The 23,902-nt window shown below is 56.1% G+C and carries 23 protein-coding genes and 1 tRNA gene; 11 read left to right on the top strand and 13 right to left on the bottom strand.

Annotated features, from left to right (window positions below; genetic code table 11):
• Positions 1 to 55: 55 nt before the first annotated feature.
• The 5 genes from FBAL_RS09775 (at position 56) to FBAL_RS09750 (ending at position 4,044) form a co-directional block, all read left to right on the top strand.
• The gene (locus FBAL_RS09775; protein WP_013345426.1) at positions 56 to 1,246 is read left to right on the top strand and encodes an amino acid aminotransferase; all 1,191 of its coding nucleotides are present in this window, start codon (positions 56 to 58) and stop codon (positions 1,244 to 1,246) included.
• A gap of 297 nt (positions 1,247 to 1,543) precedes the next feature.
• Positions 1,544 to 1,617, top strand: a tRNA-Cys gene (locus tag FBAL_RS09770).
• 287 nt (positions 1,618 to 1,904) lie between these two features.
• The gene (locus FBAL_RS09760; RefSeq protein ID WP_013345425.1) at positions 1,905 to 2,624 is read left to right on the top strand and encodes a hypothetical protein; all 720 of its coding nucleotides are present in this window, start codon (positions 1,905 to 1,907) and stop codon (positions 2,622 to 2,624) included.
• Between the two features lie 2 nt (positions 2,625 to 2,626).
• Complete coding sequence (locus FBAL_RS09755) at positions 2,627 to 3,424, top strand: glucosaminidase domain-containing protein (protein ID WP_013345424.1); 798 nt, start codon at positions 2,627 to 2,629, stop codon at positions 3,422 to 3,424.
• Entirely contained in the window at positions 3,421 to 4,044 is a 624-nt protein-coding gene (locus FBAL_RS09750; RefSeq protein ID WP_013345423.1) for a DUF2987 domain-containing protein, read from the top strand. Before FBAL_RS09755 ends, FBAL_RS09750 begins: the two co-directional genes overlap by 4 nt.
• Before the next feature lie 32 nt (positions 4,045 to 4,076).
• On the opposite strand, the gene ttcA is transcribed toward FBAL_RS09750, so the two are convergent.
• From ttcA to ccoN, 11 genes are all read right to left on the bottom strand, one after another.
• Positions 4,077 to 5,054, bottom strand: coding sequence for a tRNA 2-thiocytidine(32) synthetase TtcA (ttcA, locus tag FBAL_RS09745; protein WP_049779438.1), 978 nt, complete (start codon positions 5,052 to 5,054; stop codon positions 4,077 to 4,079).
• A gap of 87 nt (positions 5,055 to 5,141) precedes the next feature.
• Complete coding sequence (gene uspE, locus FBAL_RS09740; protein ID WP_013345421.1) at positions 5,142 to 6,074, bottom strand: universal stress protein UspE; 933 nt, start codon at positions 6,072 to 6,074, stop codon at positions 5,142 to 5,144.
• A 123-nt stretch (positions 6,075 to 6,197) separates the two neighbouring features.
• Positions 6,198 to 6,950, bottom strand: a complete 753-nt coding sequence (locus FBAL_RS09735; protein ID WP_013345420.1) for an FNR family transcription factor — start codon at positions 6,948 to 6,950, stop codon at positions 6,198 to 6,200.
• A 54-nt stretch (positions 6,951 to 7,004) separates the two neighbouring features.
• A complete protein-coding gene (locus FBAL_RS09730; protein ID WP_041251656.1) occupies positions 7,005 to 7,661 on the bottom strand; it encodes a sulfite exporter TauE/SafE family protein in 657 nt (218 codons plus the stop codon).
• Between the two features lie 26 nt (positions 7,662 to 7,687).
• On the bottom strand, positions 7,688 to 7,846 hold the full coding sequence (gene ccoS / locus FBAL_RS09725; RefSeq protein ID WP_013345418.1) for a cbb3-type cytochrome oxidase assembly protein CcoS: 159 nt from the start codon (positions 7,844 to 7,846) through the stop codon (positions 7,688 to 7,690).
• A complete protein-coding gene (locus FBAL_RS09720) occupies positions 7,843 to 10,221 on the bottom strand; it encodes a heavy metal translocating P-type ATPase (protein WP_013345417.1) in 2,379 nt (792 codons plus the stop codon). The genes ccoS and FBAL_RS09720 overlap by 4 nt, the downstream gene beginning before the upstream one ends.
• A 14-nt stretch (positions 10,222 to 10,235) precedes the next feature.
• Positions 10,236 to 10,712 carry a FixH family protein gene (locus tag FBAL_RS09715; protein ID WP_148226731.1) on the bottom strand — a complete coding sequence of 159 codons (477 nt, stop codon included), beginning with the start codon at positions 10,710 to 10,712 and terminating at the stop codon, positions 10,236 to 10,238.
• Between the two features lie 200 nt (positions 10,713 to 10,912).
• Positions 10,913 to 11,902 carry a cytochrome-c oxidase, cbb3-type subunit III gene (gene ccoP, locus FBAL_RS09710; RefSeq protein ID WP_013345415.1) on the bottom strand — a complete coding sequence of 330 codons (990 nt, stop codon included), beginning with the start codon at positions 11,900 to 11,902 and terminating at the stop codon, positions 10,913 to 10,915.
• Positions 11,903 to 11,908: 6 nt separating this feature from the next.
• The gene (locus FBAL_RS09705) at positions 11,909 to 12,073 is read right to left on the bottom strand and encodes a cbb3-type cytochrome oxidase subunit 3 (RefSeq protein ID WP_013345414.1); all 165 of its coding nucleotides are present in this window, start codon (positions 12,071 to 12,073) and stop codon (positions 11,909 to 11,911) included.
• A 10-nt stretch (positions 12,074 to 12,083) separates the two neighbouring features.
• Positions 12,084 to 12,695 (bottom strand): cytochrome-c oxidase, cbb3-type subunit II, encoded by a 612-nt coding sequence (gene ccoO, locus FBAL_RS09700; protein WP_013345413.1) that lies wholly within the window; start codon positions 12,693 to 12,695, stop codon positions 12,084 to 12,086.
• Positions 12,696 to 12,707: 12 nt separating this feature from the next.
• Positions 12,708 to 14,138, bottom strand: coding sequence for a cytochrome-c oxidase, cbb3-type subunit I (ccoN, locus tag FBAL_RS09695; protein ID WP_013345412.1), 1,431 nt, complete (start codon positions 14,136 to 14,138; stop codon positions 12,708 to 12,710).
• 348 nt (positions 14,139 to 14,486) lie between these two features.
• Here ccoN and FBAL_RS09690 point away from each other — a divergent pair, with 348 nt between their 5' ends.
• Together FBAL_RS09690 and FBAL_RS09685 are read left to right on the top strand one after the other, a co-directional pair.
• A complete protein-coding gene (locus FBAL_RS09690) occupies positions 14,487 to 14,900 on the top strand; it encodes a hypothetical protein (RefSeq protein WP_013345411.1) in 414 nt (137 codons plus the stop codon).
• A gap of 207 nt (positions 14,901 to 15,107) precedes the next feature.
• Complete coding sequence (locus tag FBAL_RS09685; RefSeq protein ID WP_013345410.1) at positions 15,108 to 16,148, top strand: FeoC-like transcriptional regulator; 1,041 nt, start codon at positions 15,108 to 15,110, stop codon at positions 16,146 to 16,148.
• Between the two features lie 1,888 nt (positions 16,149 to 18,036).
• Here the strand turns inward: FBAL_RS09685 and FBAL_RS09680 are convergent.
• Positions 18,037 to 18,228 (bottom strand): hypothetical protein, encoded by a 192-nt coding sequence (locus FBAL_RS09680; RefSeq protein ID WP_041251256.1) that lies wholly within the window; start codon positions 18,226 to 18,228, stop codon positions 18,037 to 18,039.
• Positions 18,229 to 18,483: 255 nt separating this feature from the next.
• On the opposite strand from FBAL_RS09680, the gene FBAL_RS09675 reads away from it, so the two are divergent.
• Positions 18,484 to 18,888, top strand: coding sequence for a hypothetical protein (locus FBAL_RS09675; protein ID WP_013345408.1), 405 nt, complete (start codon positions 18,484 to 18,486; stop codon positions 18,886 to 18,888).
• A gap of 368 nt (positions 18,889 to 19,256) precedes the next feature.
• Positions 19,257 to 20,078 carry a tyrosine-type recombinase/integrase gene (locus FBAL_RS19945; protein WP_171814260.1) on the top strand — a complete coding sequence of 274 codons (822 nt, stop codon included), beginning with the start codon at positions 19,257 to 19,259 and terminating at the stop codon, positions 20,076 to 20,078.
• Here FBAL_RS19945 and FBAL_RS09665 read toward each other — a convergent pair.
• Positions 20,075 to 21,373 carry a tyrosine-type recombinase/integrase gene (locus FBAL_RS09665; RefSeq protein ID WP_013345406.1) on the bottom strand — a complete coding sequence of 433 codons (1,299 nt, stop codon included), beginning with the start codon at positions 21,371 to 21,373 and terminating at the stop codon, positions 20,075 to 20,077. The genes FBAL_RS19945 and FBAL_RS09665 overlap by 4 nt on opposite strands.
• Before the next feature lie 168 nt (positions 21,374 to 21,541).
• On the opposite strand from FBAL_RS09665, the gene FBAL_RS09660 reads away from it, so the two are divergent.
• A complete protein-coding gene (locus tag FBAL_RS09660; protein ID WP_013345405.1) occupies positions 21,542 to 23,290 on the top strand; it encodes a S16 family serine protease in 1,749 nt (582 codons plus the stop codon).
• A 70-nt stretch (positions 23,291 to 23,360) separates the two neighbouring features.
• Entirely contained in the window at positions 23,361 to 23,900 is a 540-nt protein-coding gene (fabA, locus tag FBAL_RS09655) for a bifunctional 3-hydroxydecanoyl-ACP dehydratase/trans-2-decenoyl-ACP isomerase (protein ID WP_013345404.1), read from the top strand.
• Positions 23,901 to 23,902: the final 2 nt, after the last annotated feature.

Genomic DNA, 23,902 nt, shown 5'->3' with positions numbered 1-23,902 from the left:
GCCAGCATGGTATAACGGGCGCTCGACTCTCCTCTAGCTGTAAGCCCTTAAGCCCATGTTTGAAAAGATAGAACTTGCTCCTGCCGACCCGATCCTTGGCCTCAACGAAGCGTTCCGCGCTGACCCCCGTGAAGACAAAATCAACCTTGGTGTTGGTGTTTACAAGGATGAAGCCGGCCAAACGCCGATCCTCACCTGCGTGAAACACGCAGAAGCCCGTGTGCTGGAAACCGAAACCACCAAGGGCTATCTGGGTATCGATGGCCACCCGGCGTATCGTGAGCAAGTTCTGGGCTTACTGTTCGGTGCCGAGCACGATGTTGTTCAGGCCCAACGTGCCCGTGCGGCACAGGCCCCAGGTGGCACCGGCGCGCTGCGCATCGCAGCGGACTTTATCGCCTCCAACCTCAGCGGCAAGCGCGTCTGGATCTCCAACCCGTCATGGGCAAACCACCGCGGCATCTTCGAAAGCGCGGGTCTGGAAGTGAAAGAGTACCGCTATTACGACGCCGCAAATAATACCCTCGACTTTGACGGCCTGATGGCCGATTTGGACAGCATGGGCAGTGATGACGTGGTCATTCTGCACGGCTGCTGCCACAACCCGACTGGCGTTGACCCGTCTCTGTCGCAGTGGCAGCAGATGGCGAGCAGTGCCAAGGCCAAAGGCTGGTTGCCGCTGTTCGATTTTGCCTACCAGGGCTTTGCCAAGGATGTGGAAAGCGACGCTGCCGGCCTGCGCCACTTTGCTGGTGAGCTGAATGAACTGATGGTCGCCAGCTCCTTCTCCAAGAACTTCGGCCTCTATAACGAGCGCATCGGCGCACTGACCCTGGTTGCCGCAGATGCCGATGCGGCAGAGCGCGGCATGTCTCAGGTTAAGCGTGTTATTCGCACCAACTACTCCAACCCGCCGTCTCACGGCGCTCAGGTTGTGGCGACCATCCTGGCAGACGCTGAGCTGAAAGCCCTGTGGCTGGACGAACTGGCTCAGATGTGTCAGCGCATTCACCGTATGCGTACCGCTTTCGTTAAAGGGCTGGCGGACGCTGGCGTAGAAGGTGACTTTGGCTTTATCGAGCAGCAGAACGGCATGTTCAGCTTCTCAGGCCTGAACAAAGACCAGGTTGAGCAGCTTAAGCAGGAGTTCGGTATCTACATCGTGGGTTCCGGCCGCATCAACGTCGCAGGCATGACCGAGTCCAACCTGCCAGCGCTGATCAAAGCGATCGCAGCGGTCTCCTGAATAATGGATTGATGAAAAGGGCGCCCATGAGGCGCCTTTTTTGTTTGAGGGCTGTCTTTTTGCCCGGTCTGGGTTCCGCTATCCCCGGTCCCGCCCAGCCCCTTAACGAATGAATTGCGCTGGTTTTTTCATCACTGGCCTAAGCGTTTCGGTGGTCCGGCCGCCAAACCACAGCGAAACCACTGAAAAATTAGAGCAAGTTCAAATAAATGCTCTGTGGAGCAGCGATTGGCGCTTGTGTCCCTGCCACCTTTCTGTTTTAATTGCTCGCGCTTTCGGGGAGCCCCGAGAAGCACTGGCGCGTTGGCAGAGTGGCTATGCAGCGGATTGCAAATCCGTGGACCTCGGTTCGACTCCGGGACGCGCCTCCATCTTCGAACCCCCACCAATCGGTGGGGGTTTTTCTTTGCCTGTCGAAAAGTTGCCTATACTCAGTGGCCCACTGAAATTCACGACACAGGGCCAGTTATGAAACAGGGATCGATTCTGCGCTTGTACCTGCTCAGCACCATTGTGCTGGTGATTTTCGTCCTACTCGTCCCCGTCAAGGTATAAGCAACGGATTTCTTACAGAGGAATCACCGGTTTCGCCGTTTTTTGCAGACGTGGGGAAGGGTATAATCACGCCTTTGACCCGAAGACCTGACCCAAAAAATCGATGCAGAAACTGGACGTATTTGCCGTACTCAGGGAAGCGTGGGACCTCACCCGCCAAAACCTGAACCCCCTGCTTGGGGCCTCATTGTTAACCTTTGCCATTCTGGTGGCCTGTGCCATGGTGTTGGTGCAAATCTATGCCTCCATGCAGGGGCTGGACCTGACAGACGCCGAGCAACTGCAACAGGCAATGCAGCCAATCCAGCTGGTTCTGGTCATTCTGTTGGCACCGTTTGAAGCGTCGCTTGCCTACATGGGATGGCGTCGGGCTACCGGACAGGACACCAGCCTGACCATGCTGTTCCGCAGTTTCGCGATGGCGCTGCCGCTGGCACTCATTGCTCTGGTCACCGCGGTTCTGGTTAACCTCGGCCTGGCCCTGCTCATCCTGCCGGGTGTCTACCTGATGGCGGTGCTCAGCCAAGCCAATCTCTACTATCTGTTCCACCAGGGTTCGCCCATGAAGGCGATGATCGACTCTGCCAAGGTGGTACACGGTCAACTGTTCGCTGTGATCACCTTGTACTCTGCCATGATCGCCATCATGATGCTGGCCATGATTCCAATGGGGCTGGGCCTGGTATTGGCGATTCCGATGTTTTTCCACATGAAAGGGGTATTGTTCCGTGAGTTGTTCCCGGAACTGTCACCGGACGCCCCGGTGGAGGCCACACCGGAAGCCAATGATAACGCCCGCTCCGATTCCCATTTCGAGGCTTAATCATGGCAGTGAAAACCGGTCGCCTGGCCAGCGTGGTGCTGGGCCTCAGTACTGTTGCAGCCACTTTGCTGTGGCTTGATACTCAGGCAGAGCGCCCCAGTGCGCCAATGGCGGGCTTAACCGTGGTCAAGAATGCCCCGGTCAGCAAGCAACCTGACTTTGACGCCTATACCGACATCAGAGCAAAGAAAGCCGCTTTCTTCGACTTCCTGCGGCCCATGGTGGACGCTGAGAACCGCAAGATTGCCGAGCAGCGTGCCTTCATTCAACGGGCCCAGGAGCGTCTGTTGATGGACCGACCGCTCAGCGACGCTGAAACCACCCACCTGTCCAACCTGGCCAGCAACTATGGGGTTGAGATCCGCGCTTTTACGCCGGAAACCCTGTCTGATCTGTTGGTACGGGTCGATGAGGTGCCCAGTGCGATGGTGCTGGTGCAGGCGGCGAACGAAACCGGATGGGGCAGTTCCCGCTTCGCCAAAGAGGGGTTGAACTACTTCGGTCAATGGTGCTTTCGAAAAGGCTGTGGTCTGGTGCCGAATCAGCGCCAGGGTGGTATGAACCATGAAGTGGCGCGTTTTGACAGTGTTCAGGACTCGGTCGCTTCCTACTTGCGTAACCTCAACACCAACCCGGCTTACCGTGAACTTCGGGATATCCGACAAAAGCTGCGACTGGCCGGTAAAACCCCGACAGCGGAAGACCTGATCCCCGGGCTTATCCGCTACTCCGAGCGCAAGGAAGCCTACGTGGACGAATTGCTGAGCATGCTTAATCAGAACCAATCTTTCCTGCTATGAAACAATGGACTGTTGTGGCGGCGCTGAGCGCCGCCTTGTCACTGCCGGTACAGGCACTGAATCTCGAGTATGGCGGCTTCTACGATCGCCTCAAAATCGTCAATAAGGCGGATTATCCGCTGGTCTCTATGGCGTTCTACTTGAACCACCGCGAACATCGCCAACCGTGCCAAATTAATGGCGGGGTCATTGTCGACCGTGGCAATGAGTTGCCATTGGTGGTGGGGCCGCGTCAGGAGCTGCTGGTGCCGTTTGATGCCGAACTGAAGGACCATAAGGCGGTGTTGAGCCTGGATGTGGTGGACGAGTCGCAGTGCGACTTTGCCATGCAGCTTCGCTACAGCGATACCGCTCAGCAACGGTTTACCGACCGTGACTGGAAGGCGATGGTGAGCCAGTTTGATGGTGTACTGAAACGGTTTGCCGGGTTCCCATTCCGTTGGCTGCAACCGGATGTCTCAGGCGTTGTGGTGAAGCTGGCGGAAGGCAGTGTGATGGTTCCTGCCAAGTGGGTAGCGGATCAGGACGGGCGGGTCACCATTTTGCTCAGTGAGCTGAATGGAGAGGCAGTGCAGTTTAGCCTGCCCCCGGTCTGGATAAGTCCCTATATCGAACGCTAACAAAAAGGGTCGCATACGCGACCCTTTTTGTATTACGGCTGGTAGACGTTGACCACGTCGATTCGCGCCTCTTCCTGGCGCTTGTCCAGCTGGATATGGCCGGAGTTCTCGACGTCGAGGAAGTCAAAGGCTGGCAGGTCCGCTTCGGCAACACTGCCGGTAAACTCGGCGTTGGGATCTCGTTCCAGGCTGACAAAGTCAAACTGGTTACGGTCGACCAACTGCGAGGGCGCGGTGTTCTGCAGCGCGGTAAAGATGGTTTCGATGCGGCCCGGGAACTGCTTGTCCCAGTCGTTCAGCATCTCCTTGACCATCTTACGCTTGAGGTTCTCCTGAGAACCGCACAGGTTGCACGGAATGATCGGGAACGCTTTAAGGTCCGCGTACTCGGAGATGTCTTTCTCGCGGCAGTAGGCCATCGGACGGATCACCATATTGGCGCCATCATCGGACAACAACTTGGGGGGCATCGCTTTAAGCTTGCCGCCATAGAACATGTTGAGGAACAGCGTTTCAATAATGTCGTCGCGGTGATGGCCGAGGGCGATCTTGGTGGCGCCGATCTTCTGGGCAAAACCGTACAGCGTGCCGCGACGCAGTCGTGAACACAGGGAACAGGTGGTCTTACCCTCCGGGATCTTCTCCTTAACGATGGAGTAGGTGTCCTTTTCCAGAATGTGATAGGTCACACCCAGGGTTTTCAGGTAGTTCGGCAGGATGTCTTCGGGGAAACCCGGTTGTTTCTGGTCCAGGTTAACGGCCACCAGCTGGAAGTTCACCGGTGCGCGATGCTGCAGATTCAACAAGATGTCCAGCAGGGTATAGCTGTCTTTACCACCAGACAGGCACACCATGACCACGTCGCCTTCTTCGATCATCTTGTAATCGTCGATGGCGCTGCCAACCTCGCGGCGCAGGCGTTTTTGCAGTTTGTTTAGCCGGGTTTGTTGCTTCTGACTCAGCTCTTGCACTGATGGAGTCCTCAAAGGCCTAGTGAACAGGTGCGGCATTATTCCAGCAAGGTCGATGCGGGTAAAGGGCCACAACAACAAAACGGCGGCTGTATCAGCCGCCGTCGTGATGGTGAAGCGTCGGAATTACTCCGGTTTTACCGGTGACTCAAACCCTTCGGGCTTAATCGCCAGCAGGTCACACTCCAGACTGTCGATCACATGTTCAGCGGTGTTACCAATCAGTGCAGCAGAGAAACCGGTACGGCCGACGGTCCCCAGAACCACCAATTCCGCTTCCAGCTCTTCAGCCAGTTCGGGGATCACATCCTCAGGCAGGCCTTCGATCACGTGGCAGTGGGCTTCGTCCAACTGGTGATTGCGAGCCAGCTCGGTGATGCGCTGCTGGTGATGGGCTTTGAGAGACTCATTGTAAGCGTGGGCATCGAAGTCCGGCAGTTCAATGGCGATGTTCACCGGGGTGCCGGGATAGCCGTTCACAAGGTGGATTTCGCCGTTGATGGCTCGGCTCAGCTTTTTGGCATGGCCAATGATCTCATCATTCAGGGTCTGGTGGGCGTCATCCTCCGCGGCGACGTTGACCGCAACCAGAACTTTCCCCTGGGCTGGCCATTCGCCTTCTTTCACCAACAGCACCGGCACTGGTGCTTTGCGCAACAGGTGCCAGTCGGTAGGGGTAAAGATGACGGACTTGAGTTTGTCGTGGTGGTGGGTCGATTTCACGATAACGTCGTGCTGGCCGGTGATCGCCTGCTCGATGATCGCTTCAAAGGGGCGGTTGTGCCAAACCACTTTGTTGTCCACCGAGATGCCCTGTTCACGATAGGGGGCGGACACCTGCTCGAGCCAGGATTGACGTTGGGTCACGATGCTGTTGCGCATCGCTTCACGTTCATCGACAGAGAGCATCGAGGTCATCTCGTATGAGAAGTCAAAGATGCAGGCCAGCAGCGTCAATTGCCCTCCACAACACTTGGCCAGATGCGCCGCCCGTACCAGCGCCGGTTGCGCTTCGTGGGTAGGATCAATTGCGACCAGGATGCGTTTGTAGGTTCCCATGGGTGTCTCCTTTAGCCAATGGCCCATACCTATAGGTTGGCAAAAGCTGGGCCTTTTTCCTTGTCCTAGATCAGTGTCCGATAAGAGAACGCCCAGCATAAAAGCTGGGCGTTGTAAGAGGGCTTAGCGACCGATGCGTGCGTGGCCGGCCAGTTCCTGTATCGCTTCCGGGTCGGTGATGGTGATGTATTTCCCTTTCACCTCAATCATGCCGGATTTCTGGAAGCGGCCAAGCAGGCGACTGATGGTTTCGACGGTCAGGCCCAGGTAGTTGCCGATGTCGCCACGGGTCATGGAGAGTCGGAACTCCTTAGAGGAGAAGCCGCGGTTGCCGAAACGGGTGGCGAGGTTGCTGATAAAGGCGGCGAGTCGTTGCTCGGCGTTCTTTTTGGACAGCAACAGAATCATCTCCTGGTCACCCATGATCTCATTGCTCATCAGACGCATGATCTGCTGGCGCAGGCGGGGCATGGTGCCGGAGAGTTGGTCCAGCGTGTCAAAGGGGATTTCGCACACCATGGCGGTTTCCAGCGCTTGCGCGAAACTTTGGTGCGCGTCGGCATGAATGCCGTCGAAACCCACGACATCGCCGGCTAAATGAAAAGCGGTGATCTGCTCTTCGCCGGATTCAGTGATGGTGTAGGACTTGATGGAGCCAGAACGAATGGCGAACAGCGAGCGCAACGGCTGACCTGACTGGAACAGCAGGTCACCTTTCTGGATCGGGCGTTTACGCTCGATAATGGAATCGAGCTTGTCCAATTCATTTGTGCTGAGTGTGAAAGGAATACACAACTCTGACAAACTGCAGTCGTGACAGTGAATAGTGCAGCCACTGCCAGCAGGCCGCTTTGCGTGTAGGCTATCCAATTTCATGCTGATCCCATTTGCTGGTGTCCGTTTAATGTTACCTGAGCGGTCCCATTCAAGCTACACAATTTGATTTAGCGCAATATAGGTCATTTGCCCACCATAGGCAATTAATACCAAAGCACTCAATAACTTAAGCTGTTTTTTTCGAATCATTTGCGCGATTTTATCGGCTGCGGCGCCCATTGCGACCAGGGCGGGCAGGGTGCCCAGTCCAAAACCCGCCATGATCATGCCGCCGGCAACAGGATCGGCGGAAGCCAGCGCCCAGGTCAGGGTGGAGTACACCAGACCACAGGGCAGCCAACCCCAAAATCCCCCGGCCGCGAATGCTTTGGCCGTTGAGTCAATGGGTAACAAACGCTGCCTGAGCGGTGCCATCGCCTGCCAAATCGGTTTGCCGGCGCGTTCAATATGCGCGAGCAGAGGCAGCCACTGGCCGATATAGAGCCCCATAAGGATAAGCATGATTCCGGCAAGCAGTTGCAGGGCTGCCAAATAGCTGTCTACCGCGAACAGTGTGCCCAGTGCCCCGGCAAGTCCGCCCACCGCGACACCTGCCAGGGTATAGCTGCTGATCCGACCCAGGTTATAGGCAAACAGAAACCCCATGCGCTCAGCCATGGGGCGATGAGGCGGCAGCGCCTGACCAAAGGCCCCCACGATGCCGCCGCACATGCCGAAGCAGTGCCCGGCCCCCATCAGGCCGACCAACATGGCGGCAAAGAATTGGTAATCGCCGTTCACTTTTTCTCTTTCGGGTCTTTTTCGTCGAACAGGATGGAGTAGCCTTCGCGATCGAGATCGTCATACTGGCGGCTGCGCACGGCCCAGAAGAAGGCGGCGACGGCAACGCAGACAAACAGAATAGCGATGGGGATCAGAACGTAGATGATGCTCATGAGGTTTTCTTCAATAGGCGCAAGCTGTTCGCCACTACCACCAGGGAGCTGAGGGACATCCCGGCTGCTGCGAGGTAGGGCGGTACATTGCCACTGACTGCCAGAGGCAGGATCAGCAGGTTGTAGCAAAGCGAAATCGCCAGATTCTGACGGATCACCCGGTTGGTCTGACGCGCCGTTTCAATGGCATTGACCACCGGACCCAGCTTATCACCAAGCAGCACCAGATCGGCGTGGCATTTGGCCAAATCGGTACCGCTTCCCATCGCGACTGACACGTTGGCGCCGGCCAGAACCGGGGCATCGTTGATGCCGTCACCGAACATGGCAACCTGGCAGCCCTGGCGTTGCAGCTCTGCAACCCGCGCCAGTTTTTGCTCGGGTGAACAGCCGTAGTGGGCGGTCTTCAAGCTAACCTGCTCGGCCAGTTCCAGTGCACGGGGGTTTGGATCCCCGGACAGCATTTCGCATTTGAGGCCCTGACCGGACAGTTTACTGATGGTGTCAGCCGCGTCACTGCGAAGTCGGTCAGCCAGTTCGAAGGCACCGATCACCTTGCCGTCACGGGCCAGAAACACCCAACCGGATTGGCCGAGGTCAGTCCCGACGAAGGCCTGTTGGCCGATGCGATAATGCTGACCATGGATAACGCCCTCCAAACCCTGGCCGGTATGATTGTTTACGTCACTGGCCTGAATGGAGGCATCGCGGTGAAGGGCGAAGGCGCGGGCTACCGGGTGTGAGGAGTGGGATTCCAGCGCGGCGGCAAGGGCAAGCAGCTGCGTTTCAGATACAGCGCTGTCAAAGCCGTGAACGGTCTTAACGCTCAGCTGTCCCTCAGTCAGAGTGCCGGTTTTATCAAACAGTAGATGCTGAATTCGGGGGAGCGCTTCCAGCACCCGAGCGCTTTTCACCAGCAGTCCCTGCTGCATCATGCGGTTGGTGCCGCAGGTGAGGGCGGCCGGTGTGGCCAGTGCCAGCGCGCAGGGACAGGTGGCGACCAATACCGAAAGCATGATCCAGAAAGCGTCTTCCGGCGCCAGTTGGTGCCACACCAGATAGGTGACCAGTGCCAACACCAGGATTACCGGCACAAAGTACTGGGCGACCCGGTCGGCGAACTCCGCAATCTGCGGCTTTTGTGCGGCGGCTTGTTCCTGGAGGCGAACCAAGGTGTTGATGCGCTGTTCCGCGCCCACTTTGGTGACTTCCACTTCGATGGTCTGGTCCAGGTTAACGGTGCCCGCATACAGGGGGGCACCGGGCTGCTTTTGAACCGGTTCCTGTTCGCCGGTCAGCATCGATTCATTGACGCCGCTCTGGCCTGACAGCAATACCCCATCCACAGCAATACGCTGGCCAGGCAATACCCGGTACACCTGGCCCGGCTTCAGACTTTTTGCTGCAACCTGTCGCGCATCCCCGTCCTCCAGCAACAGGGCCGTCGCGGGGATCAGCTTCTGCAGGTTACTGGCGTTCTCGCTGGCTTTACGGCGGGCCCGCTGTTCAAAGAAGCGACCGACCAGCAGGAAGAAGGTGAACATGGAGATGGATTCGAAGAACACCTCACCGGTGCCCCGGGCGGTGGCCACGCAACTGGCCACGTAGGCCAGAAGAATGGCGATGGATACCGGCACATCCATGTTGACCCGCAGACTCATTAACGCACGCAGTGCACTGAAATAGAAGGGCTGGGCGGAGTAGAGCACCACCGGGGTGGCGAAGATCATGCTGACCCAACGGAAGTAGTCGCGGTACTCCGGTTCCAGGTCGTAGAAGTAGCCGGTATAGAGTGCGACAGCCAGCATCATCACCTGCATGGTAGCCAAGCCGGCCAAACCGATGCGAAGCAGGAAGTTCTGGCTCTCCCGGGCGTTTTTCGCTTCCTGAGCGTCCTGCTGGAACGGCGCAGCCTGATAGCCGATCAGATTCATTGAAAGCAGCAGGTCAGAGAGTTTTTGTTGGCTGGCATCCCAACGTAATACCGCACGCTGAGTGGTGGTGTTTACGGAGATCTGTGCCACACCCGGCAGAGCGGCCAGGTGTTTCTCGATCAACCAGGCACAGGCGGCGCAGCTGATCCCCTCAACCGACAACAGGACCTCTTTCAGGTCACCCCGGGCCGCGACAAACTCTTGTTGAACTTCATCGAGGTCGTAGGCGATCAGGCTGGCCAGTGCCTCGGGCACATCCTGTTGCTGGCCCTTCTCGGTACGATAACGGTAATAGTCCGACAACCCAGCAGCGACAATAGCGTCCGCTACAGCCGCACAGCCGGGGCAGCACATGGGCTGGGCGACACCGTCGATGGTGGCGGAGAAAGGGGCATTGGCCGGCACCGGCTCATCGCAGTGGTAACAACGCACTGAACTCATCGCGACGCTCATATTCAGTTCAACCAGATCACACCATCGTGGGGCAGGGTAGCGCGAGTCTGCAGGCGCCAGCTTTGGTCGTAGGCGTCAATCTGAACCAACCAGCGGCCTTCCAACGGCGCATCGAGGTTCAGGCGGTAGGTGCCGGTGCCATCACGGAACAACTTCTCAACGAAGTCGTGCTGCTCCAGCGTGGCATGGTGGAATTCGAGTTCGATGGCGGTATCAATGGTTTTGCCACCGTGCTGGACGATGCGGATCTCATCGTTATCCACTTCCAGTGCAAAGGTCAGTCCCAGGTTTTTCGCGGCGCGAATGCGGGACAGGTCCTGGTTAATGCCTTTGCCTTCCTTGTAATAGTCCTCGGAGACCATCGAAAACTGGGACGTTGAAGCCAGATAAAAGGTGTAAACCGAAGCGGCGACGGCGCAGAGGGGCAGGATAATCAGGAACCAGGGCCAGAACTGCTTATACCAGGGGGTCACTTTCATGTTTCTACCTTCCATTGGGAGCGGGCTCCCATACTACTGAGGCGATAAGGGGATCGCACTATCAATTTTACGATTGCCGATTCCATTTGCTGTTTGTGTAATCAATCGACAATGCTGGGAATTCGTTTGGGCGCCGTTAGTGGCATGTTGCACTGGGCCCATAAAGGAAAACGCCCCGCACTGGGCGGGGCGTATCAGGCTTACTCAGCGGCCTCTGCACTGCCAGTGCTGTCCGCACTGAGGCTGTACACGTAGGCGGTGATCAGATGTACCTTGTCTTCACCGAGCAGGTCTTTCCAGGCCGGCATAACGCCAGCACGACCGTTGGTGATGGACTCAATGATGTAGCCACGAGAACCACCATACACCCAAGCGTCGTCGGTCAGGTTCGGGGCACCCAGCAGCGGGTTGCCTTTGCCGTCCATGCCGTGACAGGCGAAGCAGCCTTTCATAAAGGCAGCCTGACCGGCAGCCAACTGGCTGGCATCGTGGTCACGACCGGACAGGCTCAGCACATACTCAGCCAGCGCCGGGATCTCCTCGTCGGTGATCGGCAGGCCACCTTTCGGCGGCATCATGCCACGACGACCATTAAGGATGGTGGTCTTGATGGTTTGCGGATCACCACCGTAGAGCCAGCCTCCATCGGTCAGGTCAGGGAAACCCCGGCTGCCCTTGGCGTCGGAGCCATGGCACTGTGAACAGTTTTGTAGGAACAGACGCTGACCAATCTTCTTGGCGTCTTCATCCTGGGCCAGGTCTTCAATGGAACGCGCAGCGAACGCTTGGAAGATCGGACCAAAATGGTCATCAGCTGCGGCGACTTCGCGGTCGTACTGAACCCGTGCGGTGGCGCCCTCGGCGCGGGCGGCTTCTGCCTGCTCGCGGGACTGCTCCAGGTTAACCACCTGCTTGTTGGCGGAGGTCCAGTTCAGCAGGCCGGCGAAGTTACCCATGCCCGGGTAGAGCGCCAGGTAACCCACACCAAACACGATGGTGAGAACAAACATGTAGCTCCACCACTTCGGCAGCGGGTTGTTGATCTCCTCGATGCCGTCGAAGGTGTGGCCCATGGACTCACCTTCCTCTTTCCCCATCTTGTCTTTCTGGCACCAGATAAGCAGCAGCAAGCTGCCTACCATGACCGCCAGAACACAGAAGATGACGATCACACTCAAAATGTTACTCATCTGCGATTACTCCTTAATGGATCCCTTCGCTTTGTCTTCGTCGTCGAACACCAGATTGGCGGCCTCGTCGAAAGACGGCTTCCTTTTCTTGGAGTAAGCCCAGGCGAACACCCCGATCATCGCGAACATCAGGAACAGGGTGTAAAAGCCGTGAAAGGTACCGTAATCCATTGTCTCTTCCTTATTTCAGCGCGGTGCCCAGGACCTGCAGGTAAGCGATGATGGCATCCATCTCGGTTTTACCTTTGACACTTTCTGCGTCCTTCTCGATCTCTTCATCAGAGCCGTAAGGTACGCCGAACTTATCCCGGAACAACTTCAGCTTTTCAGCCGTGTACTTGCCGTCCAGCTCGTTGTCTTCCAGCCAGGGGAAACCCGGCATGTTGGACTCCGGCACAACGGCACGCGGGTCAATCAGGTGGACACGGTGCCAATCATCGGAGTAACGGCCGCCAACGCGTGCCAGGTCCGGACCGGTACGCTTAGAGCCCCACAGGAAGGGGTGCTCCCAAACGTGTTCACCGGCAACGGAGTAGTGGCCATAGCGCTCGGTTTCGGCGCGGAACGGACGAATCATCTGGCTGTGACAGTTGGCACAACCTTCGCGGATGTAAACGTCGCGACCTTCCATCTGCAGTGCGGTGTAGGGCTTCAGGCCATCAACCGGCTGCGTGGTCTCCTGTTGGAAAATCAGCGGGACAATCTCTGCTACGCCACCGAAACTGATGGCGATCACGGTAAAGATGGCCAGCAGACCGACGTTCTTTTCAACAATCTCGTGCTTGAATTTCATGGTCGGTACTCCTTATGCCGCAGCGACTGCCGGTTGATCCGCGATGCTGCCCTTCGGTGCTTTCACGGTACGGTAGACGTTGTACGCCATCAGGAACATGCCAGCCAGGAAGAAGACACCGCCCACGAAGCGTACGAAGTAGAACGGATAGGAGGCCGACAGGGCTTCAACGAAGCTGTAGGTCAGGGTGCCGTCGGCGTTAACCGCGCGCCACATCAGGCCCTGCATTACGCCGGAGATCCACATGGCAACGATGTACAGCACGGTACCGATGGTGGCCAGCCAGAAGTGCGTGTTGATCAGCTTGACGCTGTACATGCGGGTTTGGCCAAACAGAATCGGGATCAGGTGGTACAGAGAACCGATGGAAACCATGGCAACCCAACCCAGCGCACCGGAGTGTACGTGACCTACGGTCCAATCGGTGTAGTGAGACAGGGCGTTTACGGTCTTGATGGACATCATCGGGCCTTCAAAGGTGGACATACCGTAGAAGGACAGAGACACGATCAGGAAGCGAAGAATCGGGTCGGTGCGCAGCTTATGCCAGGCGCCTGACAGGGTCATGATGCCGTTGATCATGCCACCCCAGGACGGTGCGAACAGGATCAGGGACATCACCATACCCAGAGACTGAGTCCAGTCGGGCAGGGCAGTGTAGTGCAGATGGTGCGGGCCAGCCCAGATGTAGAGGGAGATCAGCGCCCAGAAGTGCACGATGGACAGGCGGTAGGAGTAAACCGGACGTTCAGCCTGCTTCGGTACGAAGTAGTACATCATACCCAGGAACCCGGCAGTCAGCAGGAAGCCTACCGCATTGTGGCCATACCACCACTGCACCATGGCGTCGACGGCCCCGGCGTAGATGGAGTAGGACTTCCACATGCTCAACGGAATGGCCATGGAGTTCACAACGTGCAGCACCGCTACCGTAATGATGAAGGCACCGAAGAACCAGTTGGCAACATAGATGTGGCTGGTTTTACGCTTGATCATGGTGCCGAAGAACACCAGGGCATAACACACCCAGACAACGGTAATGGCGATGTCGATCGGCCATTCCAGCTCAGCGTACTCCTTACTGGTGGAGATGCCGAGCGGCAGGGTGATTGCGGCAGCCACAATGATCGCCTGCCAACCCCAGAAGGTGAAGGCAGCCAGCTTGTCGGAAAACAGGCGGGTTTGGCAGGTGCGCTGAACCACGTAGTAGGACGTGGCAAACAGGGCACTGGTACCAAAGGCGAAGATTACCGCGTTGGTGTGAAGGGGACGAAGACGGCTGTAGGTCAGCCACGGAGTGTCAAAATTCAGGGCGGGCCAGATCAACTGGGCGGCGATCAACACCCCCACAGCCATGCCGACGATGCCCCATACAACAGTCATGATGGCAAACTGTCTTACAACTTTATAGTTGTAGTCGGTTTGCGAATGAGTCAGGTTCATATCGATGCTTCCACTGCAATTTCTGCATTTACTGTGTGCCTGGCGGCAGGACGACAGTTCTTGGGCCTGCTCGCGTCCCACTGTTTGCCGCAACGTGATATTTATCAAGGCGCGACCATGATACTTGAGGCAGGTCAAAAAACCCAGTGAGGGCTGAACGGAAAAGACTGATCTGGATCAAAGTAGCAAACAACTGTTATCAGATAGGTAAAGAAATGGACTACTGATGTAAAAGTGACCGTCCGGCAAGGGGTTAAGAACTGACCAGCGGTTAATGCACGATACAAAAAGCTGACCTTCAAGCCGTGTTTCGATACCATTTGCCTGTCCTTGTCAGATGGATTTGTTATGAAGTACGCACCAATCATTATTGTCGCGGCAGCCCTCTCCGGCTGTTCAGATCCCCAGGCTGAAAAGAACGAAACGTGGGACCCGACGCTGTGTCAATTTCAGCAGGGCGAGTGCACCCGCAATGGTGCCACGCTGGCCGTCACCCCATTTTCCGCTCCCAGCGAAGAGCCGCTGACATTCCACCTGACGCTACCTGATGACCAAAAACTGGTTGCTTCGCGCATTGAGGGCCGCGACATGTTTATGGGCGTCATCCCCGTTCGGTTTGATGAGCAGGGGAATGCTGAAGTGATCTACGGGTCCTGCTCCTCCGGCTACATGGTGTGGCGTCTGTTTGTGACCACCGAAGATGAAAAGGGTGAGCAGCACCACCATCTGTTTGACTGGTTAGCGGATGCGCCCACTGAGTAACGAATCGCCCTTCTAATAGCCAACCGGCCGGTTATTCTCTGGCCGTAAAACCACCACTCAACGACGAATATTTCCGCGAGCTGATGGGTGTTTATCCACTTGTTCGGAAATAAATCCTTTGCGACTGCAAAGTGGCCGGCAGTGGAGTATTCTTTTGCGCCTTCCGATACATAGCCAGAGTTCTCTGGGCGCAACTGAACATCCCTAATGAAATACGAGCAACAAATCGGGTATCGATATCCCAAAGGCCGATTCGCCATGGTCAGTGTTTATACCTTTACTGGCGCCGCGATTCTGGCCTCCACGGTTTTCTCTCTTTTGCTGTTTTTGTCTATCGATGAAAACCCGATGATGCAGGCGCTGTTCGGCGGCTTGGCAATCATCTTTGAAGCCGGAAAATTCTACGCCTGGTATGAGTTTGGCGAACGTCGCTCCCACAAAAACCTCAGTGGAGCCGCAACAGCACTGGTGTTCTATCTGGTATTGGCGGTGATCTCGATCGGTGGCAGCATCGGCGGCATCAACAGTGCCACCAATACTGCCCAAAGCCACATGGCGGTCGAGCAGGCCAAAGTTGAGGCGTTTAACCGCCAGATAGCGTCTATCGACCAACAGATTGCACTCAATAACCTCGCCGCCGAGAAGTACATCGAGATGGAGCGCATCGCCACTGGCGTGACCCGCATACAGGAGCAAAACAACGCGCTGCGCGAGCAACAGCAGCGTCTCGCGATGGAGCGGGACAGCTTGCCGCCTGTAGCCCAGGGCTCGGTGCTGGGTTTGATCGACAGTCTGGCCAAGGCGTTCGGCACCACCTCACAACAAGCCCAGCTCGGGCTGGTGGTGTTCCTCTCTATCTTGCTCGATTTCTTCGCAGCGTTCTTCGTCGGTTTGATTGGTGAGGAGCAGCGCTTCCGCCACTACTATTGCCGTAATGAGCGCCGGGACCATGCGCAGGCCGACGAGCCCAAGCGGGAAGAGCCCGCGGGTTATCTGCCTTACCTGGAGCCGTCAGATGAAGGTGCTTCCGAGGCGCAGGGGTCAACGGAGCCAGTGTCACTGTTGAAGCAGGTCAGCGAGGCATTGGATACCCACCAGGTGCTCTGCAGTAAAAAAGCGGTAGCCCGACACTTTAAGCTTTCAGTGGATGAAGTGAATGCCTTATTCGATGAAATGATGACGGCCGGTCTGGTCGGGAAAAAAGCTAATCATCATTTCCAGTGGTTGGGACAGCCTAAAACAGCCTGAAATAAAAAGCGCCTGATGGCGCTTTTTTTGTCCCTGATGCGAACCAAAAATAGGGTAGGGAAGTCAAAGGCCAAACTATCTGTCTAATGAAATGTAATATACTCCACGTCGACGAGATGGTGGCATTCAGCCTTTGACCGCACTAGAACCGAAAGATTACCAGGCGTTCATCACCGGATGAAATGGCTACAGGTTGTCGCGAATGTGCAGGCATCGGCTGAGAATGCCTGCGTAAAACACACAATAAGGACAGATGATGCATTCACGATACGTGCTGAAAACGCATAATCATCGGCATCTGTACCTGACAAGAATATATCGATTCACCAGGTGGTTTAGCCCTTTAAACCGCGAATAAGGATTAGGCGATCCCGCATTAATCGAAAGGAATGCATTCTCTTCGACAGGCGCATATCAAGACGGAAGATTTATGGTTATTGGTGAAACCGATATCGCTATCTCGTTTCTCAGCGGGATAGTCCCGAACCAGGAACCGACTAATTGGCCAATGCCAGATATACTGCGAGAGATTGAGTGCCTTAACTGGGCACACCAACCAGCCACCATCAGGGTGGCAACCATGTCACAATCCCATTTTCTGAAAAGCCGATAGCAGTGGCCGGGATACCGAGTAGGACAAAGCTGCTGAGCCAAACAATGGCTATTTTTCCGGACAAGCGAGCCTCGGTAAAAGCTGGCGCGCATTTTAACGATTAGACCAAAGCAGGTCAGACGGCACGGGTGTCTGAGCGAACGCGAAATCCAAAAAGGCGGGAGCCCTGTGTTCATCCACTGCGTATTTAACATAATATACATTGTGCGCAGTGTAGTATCAGATTGAATCCCGGGTCAGGGTTTGGGGCTTAGTACGGAATTTGACCGTTCAGGGTTCCTGCGTTGCTTCGTGATTCTCGCGTTGGTCTGCATAACAACGGATTGCAACTTTACGTCTATCATCACTGAGCACTTAGTTTATCGGCAGCCTCTGGTTCCAAAACCATCCTAACGGTTGCTGTGGCGATTCGCATCAAGCCGACTTCATTTCTGGATGGTTGCATGCGAACGATCAACCCAACCGGTGCCGATAATCCATTGCCGTACGCGCTTTGAGTCCTGGACTGACGCTCCGACATTCAATCCGGATTATCGGCCGAGCCAAATAAATATTCCTCGAGGTGTGAACTCAAGGATGCCTGCCGTTACGTGTCGTGGTCTGTGTCGGAGTCCGCTGATGACCGTCCTGCGTAGCCGAGTCTAGTTATAGGAAAAACGGCTACGCCAAACTGTACCTGGCTAGGTCGGCAATCCACACTGACCAATCGAAGGTTGGATGTTTCCAGCAGTGCCAGTTTTAAGAATCGCTATTGGCTGCGAGCCTGATGGGATTAACAACGCTGGTGACCGTCACTTGCTTTGCAGAATCAGTTTTGAACCGCCTCGTTAAGGTTCTGGCGTCCAGTAGAATCAAACAACTCAGGCCATCGACAGCGTAATGCCGATAATTAGGATTATCGGCATCGAAGTCTGTTAACCCGGCGCTTTAGTTAACAGCCGAACCGCACCAGGCAGACTTACCTATCACATGTGACAGTGGTGGATCCGGCCTGTTGGCTGAGCCATGATGCTGATCCAGGCGCGTAGGAAACGATGAGATTTGAGCCTTTTAGTGGCCCGAACAGCTCAAAGCGTAAAGCGCATGGTGCCGCGCTTTACGTTGGGAGCGCCTCGACTTTTCGGTAACGACGTGCGCCGCAGACAGAGATGGCTTTGCCTATCGACTCGGAGCCCTTTAGCCAACAGTTGGCAGACTATTCCTGACTCGACAATTTTGGTCCGGCCGCCCTGCTCTTCTTGCCAACTGGCATTCGGGCTGAAACAGCGTTATCAACTAACTGTCCTCCTCTTCAATCTCCTGGAGTTCTTCGAGCAGCGCTTCGTAACTGATGTCGTAAACGCTGTGGTCGTGGCTGTGATCACTGAGCGCATACAAATCATACCGCTCCGGGTGATGCTGATTCACTTTGATGCCGTAGCCCTTATCAGCCGCGCGCTGCGCTAACAGATTAAATCGCAGTCCCATTACTGACACTTTCGCCTCCGGTTACCACATGTGACAACGCAAATTGTCACCACTTGACCGATGCCCTGCCCTCAAAAACGACAGAAAATGACAATGAATCATGTGACAGTGATAGCGTGAAAATCGCCCAGTATCTACCTCAGGAGAGAGGGTTAATTTCGCGCAAAAATCAGTAGGATGACCGGCGAGTCTGAGCAATTCCACCGCTGTCACATGTGGTACAATCATGACCCTGTTCCATCATTTTAGTGTTTTATGGCCCGCCCGCTTCCCATCACCTGTGATTTCGTCGAGTTTCTGATTACCCGTTCATCGCCATTCCTGGTTCGTTACGCCAGTCTGGCCGACCCCGACAACTGGCGCTTGCGCATCCGAGAACAGCAGATGCCACAATGGCGAGCGCGGGAAGCGGAATTCGACCGCACCTTAGAGCAAGAATTGACGGAGTTTATTGAGCTCACCTTCGGCGCTGGGCGTCTTCCTATGTTACGCCGCCGCTACAGCACCCATCTCCATCGTCAAAGCCGGGCTAAGAAAGCCATCGATCTCGATGCCGATGCACTGGCTGCCCTCGACAAGATTCGCCAGCAATACCAGCTGGACTCCTACTCTGAAACCATCTGTTGGATGGCTCGAGAGCTCGAAAACACCGATTTCTGAAGACCCGTTACCGGGGAGTTTGCGCTCCCCTTTTGTTGAAGGCTGGCACCGATTAGATCAGATAATTGCCGTTAGTTGATCTAATATGCCAAACCCATTAGGATCCGATCCACGCATATAAACACCTTAGGTTCCGTTCTCCGATGACACCGGATGCACCTGCTTTAATCTCGCCAAAACAAGGGCTTAGCATCGCAGTCGATTCGATCGATCAGGCCTTGCTGGACCAGGTGCATCGAGCTCGACTGTCGGAGAAAACCTGGCAGGCGCGACGTTCTGATCTAAGGCAGTATGGTTACTGGTGTCAGGCGCATGGCATCAATCCAGAACGAGCAACCGATGCTGACCTGTGCCTGTGGATGACACATATGGCCTGTGAAGGACGTCCCAACCGACTGACCTACAATCCCCACAATGGCCAGTCCACGTTGGTTTCCGGCCCTCCCCTCTCAGTACGTTCCATTCGTCGTCGACTCTCAACGCTGAAATGGTGGATGTCTCAGCAAGGACGATCCCCCAATCCTGCAGCCAGCACCCTGGTTCAGGATCACCTTGCCGGTGTCGTTCGGTTGCTGCCGACTCGCCCGAAACGAGCAAAAGGTCTGGGTAGCGACCCGATGGCCGAGTTGATGCACCGGATGGAGGAACAGGAATTTGTCGACCTGAGAGACAAGACGCTACTGGCGGTTGGCTTTGCCGGCGCACTGCGGGTGAGTGACCTCGCTTCTCTCAAGATTGAAGATGTTCGGCTCTACCCTAATGGCGCCAACCTGGGTTTCGAAACCCGAAAGCGACGCAGTGAATTCAGTCAGGTGCCGATTGTAGCGGGCCAGGATCCCAGCCGCTGCCCGGTTGCCTTGTTGCAACGCTATATGATGCGACTTGGCGCCCAACAGGGCCCGCTGTTCCGCCGTGCAAACCGCAATCGCCAGCCGTTAGCAAAACCTCTGCACCCCAGCTCCGTTGCCCGAATCATTATGAAAAGGGCTCAGGGAATTGGCATGGAGGCAAGCCACGGCGGCGTATCCGGACACAGCTTGCGTCGGGGCTTTATCGATTCGGCGCTGCTCAAAGGCGCGCCGATCAGTGAAGTCATGAAGATCTCCGGGCACCGTGATCCCAAAACCCTGATGCTCTATCTGGACGACCTTGGGCACTTCAACAGCCACCCGGGTCAGGGACTCTACTAGTCAGCAGCAAACCCAAGATGGTCTAGAGGCTTGGTCCTCGCGGTCTGATGGCGCTCTACCTGACTGGTGTGCAAATAGTGACTGGTCGTATCGATGGAATCATGGCCCGCATCGGCCTGAACGTGAGACAAAGGTCGCCCGTTAAGATTGATGTCGTGAGAGATGCCGGTGTGACGCAAACTGTGCACCGTCATCTCAGCCATCTCCCTGGCATCATCCGCCAACCCATCCGCGGCAGCGTCCTGAGAGGCCACTGAGATCAGTCCATCCACCAACTCCCGGATTTGGCGTTGACCTAGGTTGGCATTAAGTTCACCCACATCCCGGCCTCGCTGCGCCGCACGGTGGCGGCAAAACAGCGGGGTCAGTTCCTTCGGTGCCGGCATCGCGGGCAAACCGAGATATTCCCGGTATCGCTTCAGCGCGTTCAGCATCGCATCGGACAGCGCAACGGTCCGACTTTTACCGCCTTTGCTCATCGGCACAAAGAATCCCCACACGCCGGTTTTACTGTCCCGGCGAAATTGCCCCATCACCGGGCTGAAGCCGGGACGTGCTGACACTTCGGAAACCCGCAAATAACAGCTGTACAGCAACGACACCAGAAACAGTGTGCGCTCGTACTGTTCCGGTTGCTCATTGGCCAATCGTGTCGCGGCCCCCAGTACGTACGACCACTGCAGTTCCGTAAACGCCTTCATCGGCGTCTCTTCACCCAGGCCGCTTTGTCCGGCGTAGCGCGCTTTTGCCCGTTTGAGTAACAGGGCCGCCGGATTACGGTCGGTGTATTCGACATCATTGAGGTAAGTAAAGAAGGCAGAAAGCAGTGCAAGCTTGGTCTTGATGGCAGAAACACTAAGCCGATAAGGCAGTTTTTCCCCCATCTCCATCCGCCCCAAGAACGGACGCCAGTTTGGATTAGGTCGACGTTCGGTTTCCCCTTTGGCTGCCAGAAACTGTGCCACGTTCCGATAGCCAATCAACGCTGGAGGTGGTGACTGGCAATAATCCAGATAGCGCACGAGAAGGCGACGATCCACCTGCTGCAACGACACGCCCTCTTCGCACCAACACCAGTGCAAAAAAGTGGTGAGTTCACTGCGGTGTGATTTGTAATTGTTCTCGTTATGGCGCTGCTCCACCAGAAAATCGAGGGCGTGCTCATAACTCAGGGATGCGTCATCAATACCCTGGCAAACCAACGAAGCCAGATGCTGATTAATGAAGGGATTACTGGACTCAAAGTGTCGCAAGGTATCGAACAGAGGCAGCGCTGGTGGACGGTCAGAGGTCATAGTTTTACCCAATACTGTATGCCCATACAGTATCCCATAAAAATCGCACTTAAACCCACACTTTGTCATTTAACCAAAGGGGGTTGGCCAACATTCAGGCCGCCATCCGGGCTGTCCTACAGCCGCTATGGTATAGTGGCGGACTGTTTTTTTTCCGGAGAGCCACCCTTGCCCCAATTGCGCTTGGCCCCGTCGGCACTTAAGCCGCACTACCCTCAACTTGATCCCGACGCCACTGCCCCACACACCAGCCCCTGGATGCTGGGTCAGGAGCGGTGCGTTAGCGCCTGGTCTCTGTTTCGCCGCTGCAGTAACCAGCACCTTTTTGTCACCGCCTTCCCAGGCTTTGACGGTGAAGCACTGATCGAAGCCCTGCACCAGCAACAACCGTTGCAGGTCAGCCCGGGTATATTGGCGTCCGTGGTTAACGGTGAAGCGCAAGCTCTGGTCAAGCTCACGGCGGAACAGTTCGCCAAGCGGACACTGCCCAACGGCGAAGCCATTCCAGACGAGGCAACCCTTTCCGCATTGGTGGAACTGACGCCACTCCGGTTCGTAGATCAACCCCTGTCCCGCAACACGATGCTGGGAAGCGTCGACAAAAGCGGCGCCTATCACGCAGGGCTGTTGGCCAGCTCCGAGGTGTTGGTGATCCCGGCCGAAGGACTGCTGCAGAAGCCCAGCCGCTGGTTTATGGTCAAGGAAGCGCTGAAGCGGGGTTACATCGCCTTCAGTGGCTCTCCCATTCAGATCCCGGTCTGCTGCAAGGTGGTTATCCTCGGCGATGTGCTCGACTATGACACCCTCGACGCACTGGACCCCAACTTCACCGACCTGTTCAGCCTGATGGCGGAAGCCCAACCCGAGTGGTTTGTCGATTCCGATGAGGACGCCCAACTCTGGGGAGCGTCGGCACAACAAGTGTCATTGCTCTACACCGGTCGACGACTGGAGAATGGGGCGCTGACTGCCCTCGCCCGCCACGCCAGTCGCTCCTGTGAACACCAGGGCAGATTGACACTGGCCTGGCACGAAATGGGTTTGCTGTTGGGACAATGCGAAAGCGAAGGCCCCATCACCTCCGAACGGGTGCAGGATGCGCTGAAGCAGCAGCGACATCGCCATAACAGTGTCGAGATCTACGCTCAACGCAACGTCGAAGAGGCGCTGGTTCGTGTCGATACCGAAGGCGAAAAGGTTGGCCAGATTAACGGCCTGACCGTAGTGGATTATTGTGGCCACAGCTACGGCGAGCCGGCACGCATTACCGTATCCGTGCACTACGGCGACGGTGAGGTTGCGGACATTGAGCGGAAGTCCGAGCTCGGTGGCAACATCCACGCCAAAGGGATGATGATCCTGTCCGCCTGCCTCTACCGAATCTTTGGCCAGGATGAGCCGCTCCACCTGAGCGCCAACATCGTTTTTGAGCAGTCCTACCAGACCATCGATGGTGACAGCGCGTCGTTGGCAGAATACTGCAGCCTGATCTCCACCATTGCCGAAGCCCCTGTAAAGCAGGGACTGGCGCTCACCGGAGCGATCGACCAGTTTGGCAATGTGCAGGCAATTGGTGGGATAAACGAGAAGATCGAAGGCTTCTTCCACGTTTGTCGCTACCGTGGCCTCACCGGAAGCCAGGGCGTGATCCTGCCTAGAGCAAACACTCGTCAGCTGAATTTGAGCGATGATGTTATCGAAGCGGTTGAATCCGGACAGTTCCACCTGTTTCAAGTCGACAATGTAGAGGAAGCGCTGGCGCTTTTGACCGGCTGTGAAGTGGGTGAGCCCGATAAGGATAACCGCTTCCCAGACGGCACGCTTTACGGATTGGTACAGGAAAGACTGGACCAGATGGCCGGCAACGATGAGCCCGAGCGCCGCCCCTTCTGGAAACGTCTGTTCGGTTTTAGCTGATCGGAGTTGTTTGGCGTACAACTGTTCGCTAATCTGGTTGCTCCTTTGGAAGCAAAGCAGATTTACAACGATGCAAGTGGCAGAAAAATTAGAACCCATCAACGCCTCTGAGTACGACAAGGAGGCGCTGGTTGAAAGCGGTCACGGCCGCCTGTTTGGGGAAGACGCGCCGCGTCTGCCTAAAGACAACATGTTGATGCTGGATCGCATCTCCACCATCAATGAGCATGGCGGCAAATACGGTAAAGGCGAAATCATCGCCGAACTGGATATCGACCCCAGCCTGTGGTTTTTTGACTGCCACTTTGAGTCCGATCCGGTGATGCCGGGCTGTCTCGGCCTCGATGCGATGTGGCAACTGGTGGGTTTCTTCCTGGCCTGGCAAGGGGCCAAAGGCAAGGGACGTGCTCTGGGTGTCGGTGAAGTGAAATTTACCGGCCAGGTGCTGCCTGAGGCGAAGAAGGTGACTTACCATATCCACCTCAAGCGCACCATTCACCGTAAACTGATCATGGGTCTGGCTGACGCCACCCTGTCAGTGGACGGCCGCGAAATCTACACCGCGACCGACCTGAAAGTGGGCGTGTTCCAGGACACTTCCAGCTTCTAAGC

The sequence above is a fragment of the Ferrimonas balearica DSM 9799 genome (assembly GCF_000148645.1).
In the GTDB taxonomy this organism is placed as follows: domain Bacteria; phylum Pseudomonadota; class Gammaproteobacteria; order Enterobacterales; family Shewanellaceae; genus Ferrimonas; species Ferrimonas balearica.
The sequence above is the reverse complement of the archived record's forward strand: the minus strand, read 5'-3'. Positions and strand labels throughout refer to the sequence as shown.

What these genes read in the sequence shown, in the direction of transcription:
- FBAL_RS09730 (WP_041251656.1), bottom strand. Translation starts at nt 7,661, where the DNA reads ATGTTGGTCGGCCTGATGGGGGCCGGGCACTGCTTCGGCATGTGCGGC.
- FBAL_RS09680 (WP_041251256.1), bottom strand. Translation starts at nt 18,228, where the DNA reads ATGGGACTGCGATTTAATCTGTTAGCGCAGCGCGCGGCTGATAAGGGC.
- FBAL_RS09705 (WP_013345414.1), bottom strand. Translation starts at nt 12,073, where the DNA reads ATGGATTACGGTACCTTTCACGGCTTTTACACCCTGTTCCTGATGTTC.
- FBAL_RS09750 (WP_013345423.1), top strand. Translation starts at nt 3,421, where the DNA reads ATGAAACAATGGACTGTTGTGGCGGCGCTGAGCGCCGCCTTGTCACTG.
- ccoS (WP_013345418.1), bottom strand. Translation starts at nt 7,846, where the DNA reads ATGAGCATCATCTACGTTCTGATCCCCATCGCTATTCTGTTTGTCTGC.
- ccoO (WP_013345413.1), bottom strand. Translation starts at nt 12,695, where the DNA reads ATGAAATTCAAGCACGAGATTGTTGAAAAGAACGTCGGTCTGCTGGCC.
- FBAL_RS09775 (WP_013345426.1), top strand. Translation starts at nt 56, where the DNA reads ATGTTTGAAAAGATAGAACTTGCTCCTGCCGACCCGATCCTTGGCCTC.
- uspE (WP_013345421.1), bottom strand. Translation starts at nt 6,074, where the DNA reads ATGGGAACCTACAAACGCATCCTGGTCGCAATTGATCCTACCCACGAA.
- ccoP (WP_013345415.1), bottom strand. Translation starts at nt 11,902, where the DNA reads ATGAGTAACATTTTGAGTGTGATCGTCATCTTCTGTGTTCTGGCGGTC.
- FBAL_RS09735 (WP_013345420.1), bottom strand. Translation starts at nt 6,950, where the DNA reads ATGAAATTGGATAGCCTACACGCAAAGCGGCCTGCTGGCAGTGGCTGC.
- FBAL_RS09690 (WP_013345411.1), top strand. Translation starts at nt 14,487, where the DNA reads ATGAAGTACGCACCAATCATTATTGTCGCGGCAGCCCTCTCCGGCTGT.
- FBAL_RS09685 (WP_013345410.1), top strand. Translation starts at nt 15,108, where the DNA reads ATGAAATACGAGCAACAAATCGGGTATCGATATCCCAAAGGCCGATTC.
- FBAL_RS09675 (WP_013345408.1), top strand. Translation starts at nt 18,484, where the DNA reads ATGGCCCGCCCGCTTCCCATCACCTGTGATTTCGTCGAGTTTCTGATT.
- FBAL_RS09760 (WP_013345425.1), top strand. Translation starts at nt 1,905, where the DNA reads ATGCAGAAACTGGACGTATTTGCCGTACTCAGGGAAGCGTGGGACCTC.
- fabA (WP_013345404.1), top strand. Translation starts at nt 23,361, where the DNA reads ATGCAAGTGGCAGAAAAATTAGAACCCATCAACGCCTCTGAGTACGAC.
- FBAL_RS09665 (WP_013345406.1), bottom strand. Translation starts at nt 21,373, where the DNA reads ATGACCTCTGACCGTCCACCAGCGCTGCCTCTGTTCGATACCTTGCGA.
- FBAL_RS19945 (WP_171814260.1), top strand. Translation starts at nt 19,257, where the DNA reads ATGGCCTGTGAAGGACGTCCCAACCGACTGACCTACAATCCCCACAAT.
- FBAL_RS09715 (WP_148226731.1), bottom strand. Translation starts at nt 10,712, where the DNA reads ATGAAAGTGACCCCCTGGTATAAGCAGTTCTGGCCCTGGTTCCTGATT.
- ccoN (WP_013345412.1), bottom strand. Translation starts at nt 14,138, where the DNA reads ATGAACCTGACTCATTCGCAAACCGACTACAACTATAAAGTTGTAAGA.
- ttcA (WP_049779438.1), bottom strand. Translation starts at nt 5,054, where the DNA reads ATGCCGCACCTGTTCACTAGGCCTTTGAGGACTCCATCAGTGCAAGAG.
- FBAL_RS09755 (WP_013345424.1), top strand. Translation starts at nt 2,627, where the DNA reads ATGGCAGTGAAAACCGGTCGCCTGGCCAGCGTGGTGCTGGGCCTCAGT.
- FBAL_RS09720 (WP_013345417.1), bottom strand. Translation starts at nt 10,221, where the DNA reads ATGAGTTCAGTGCGTTGTTACCACTGCGATGAGCCGGTGCCGGCCAAT.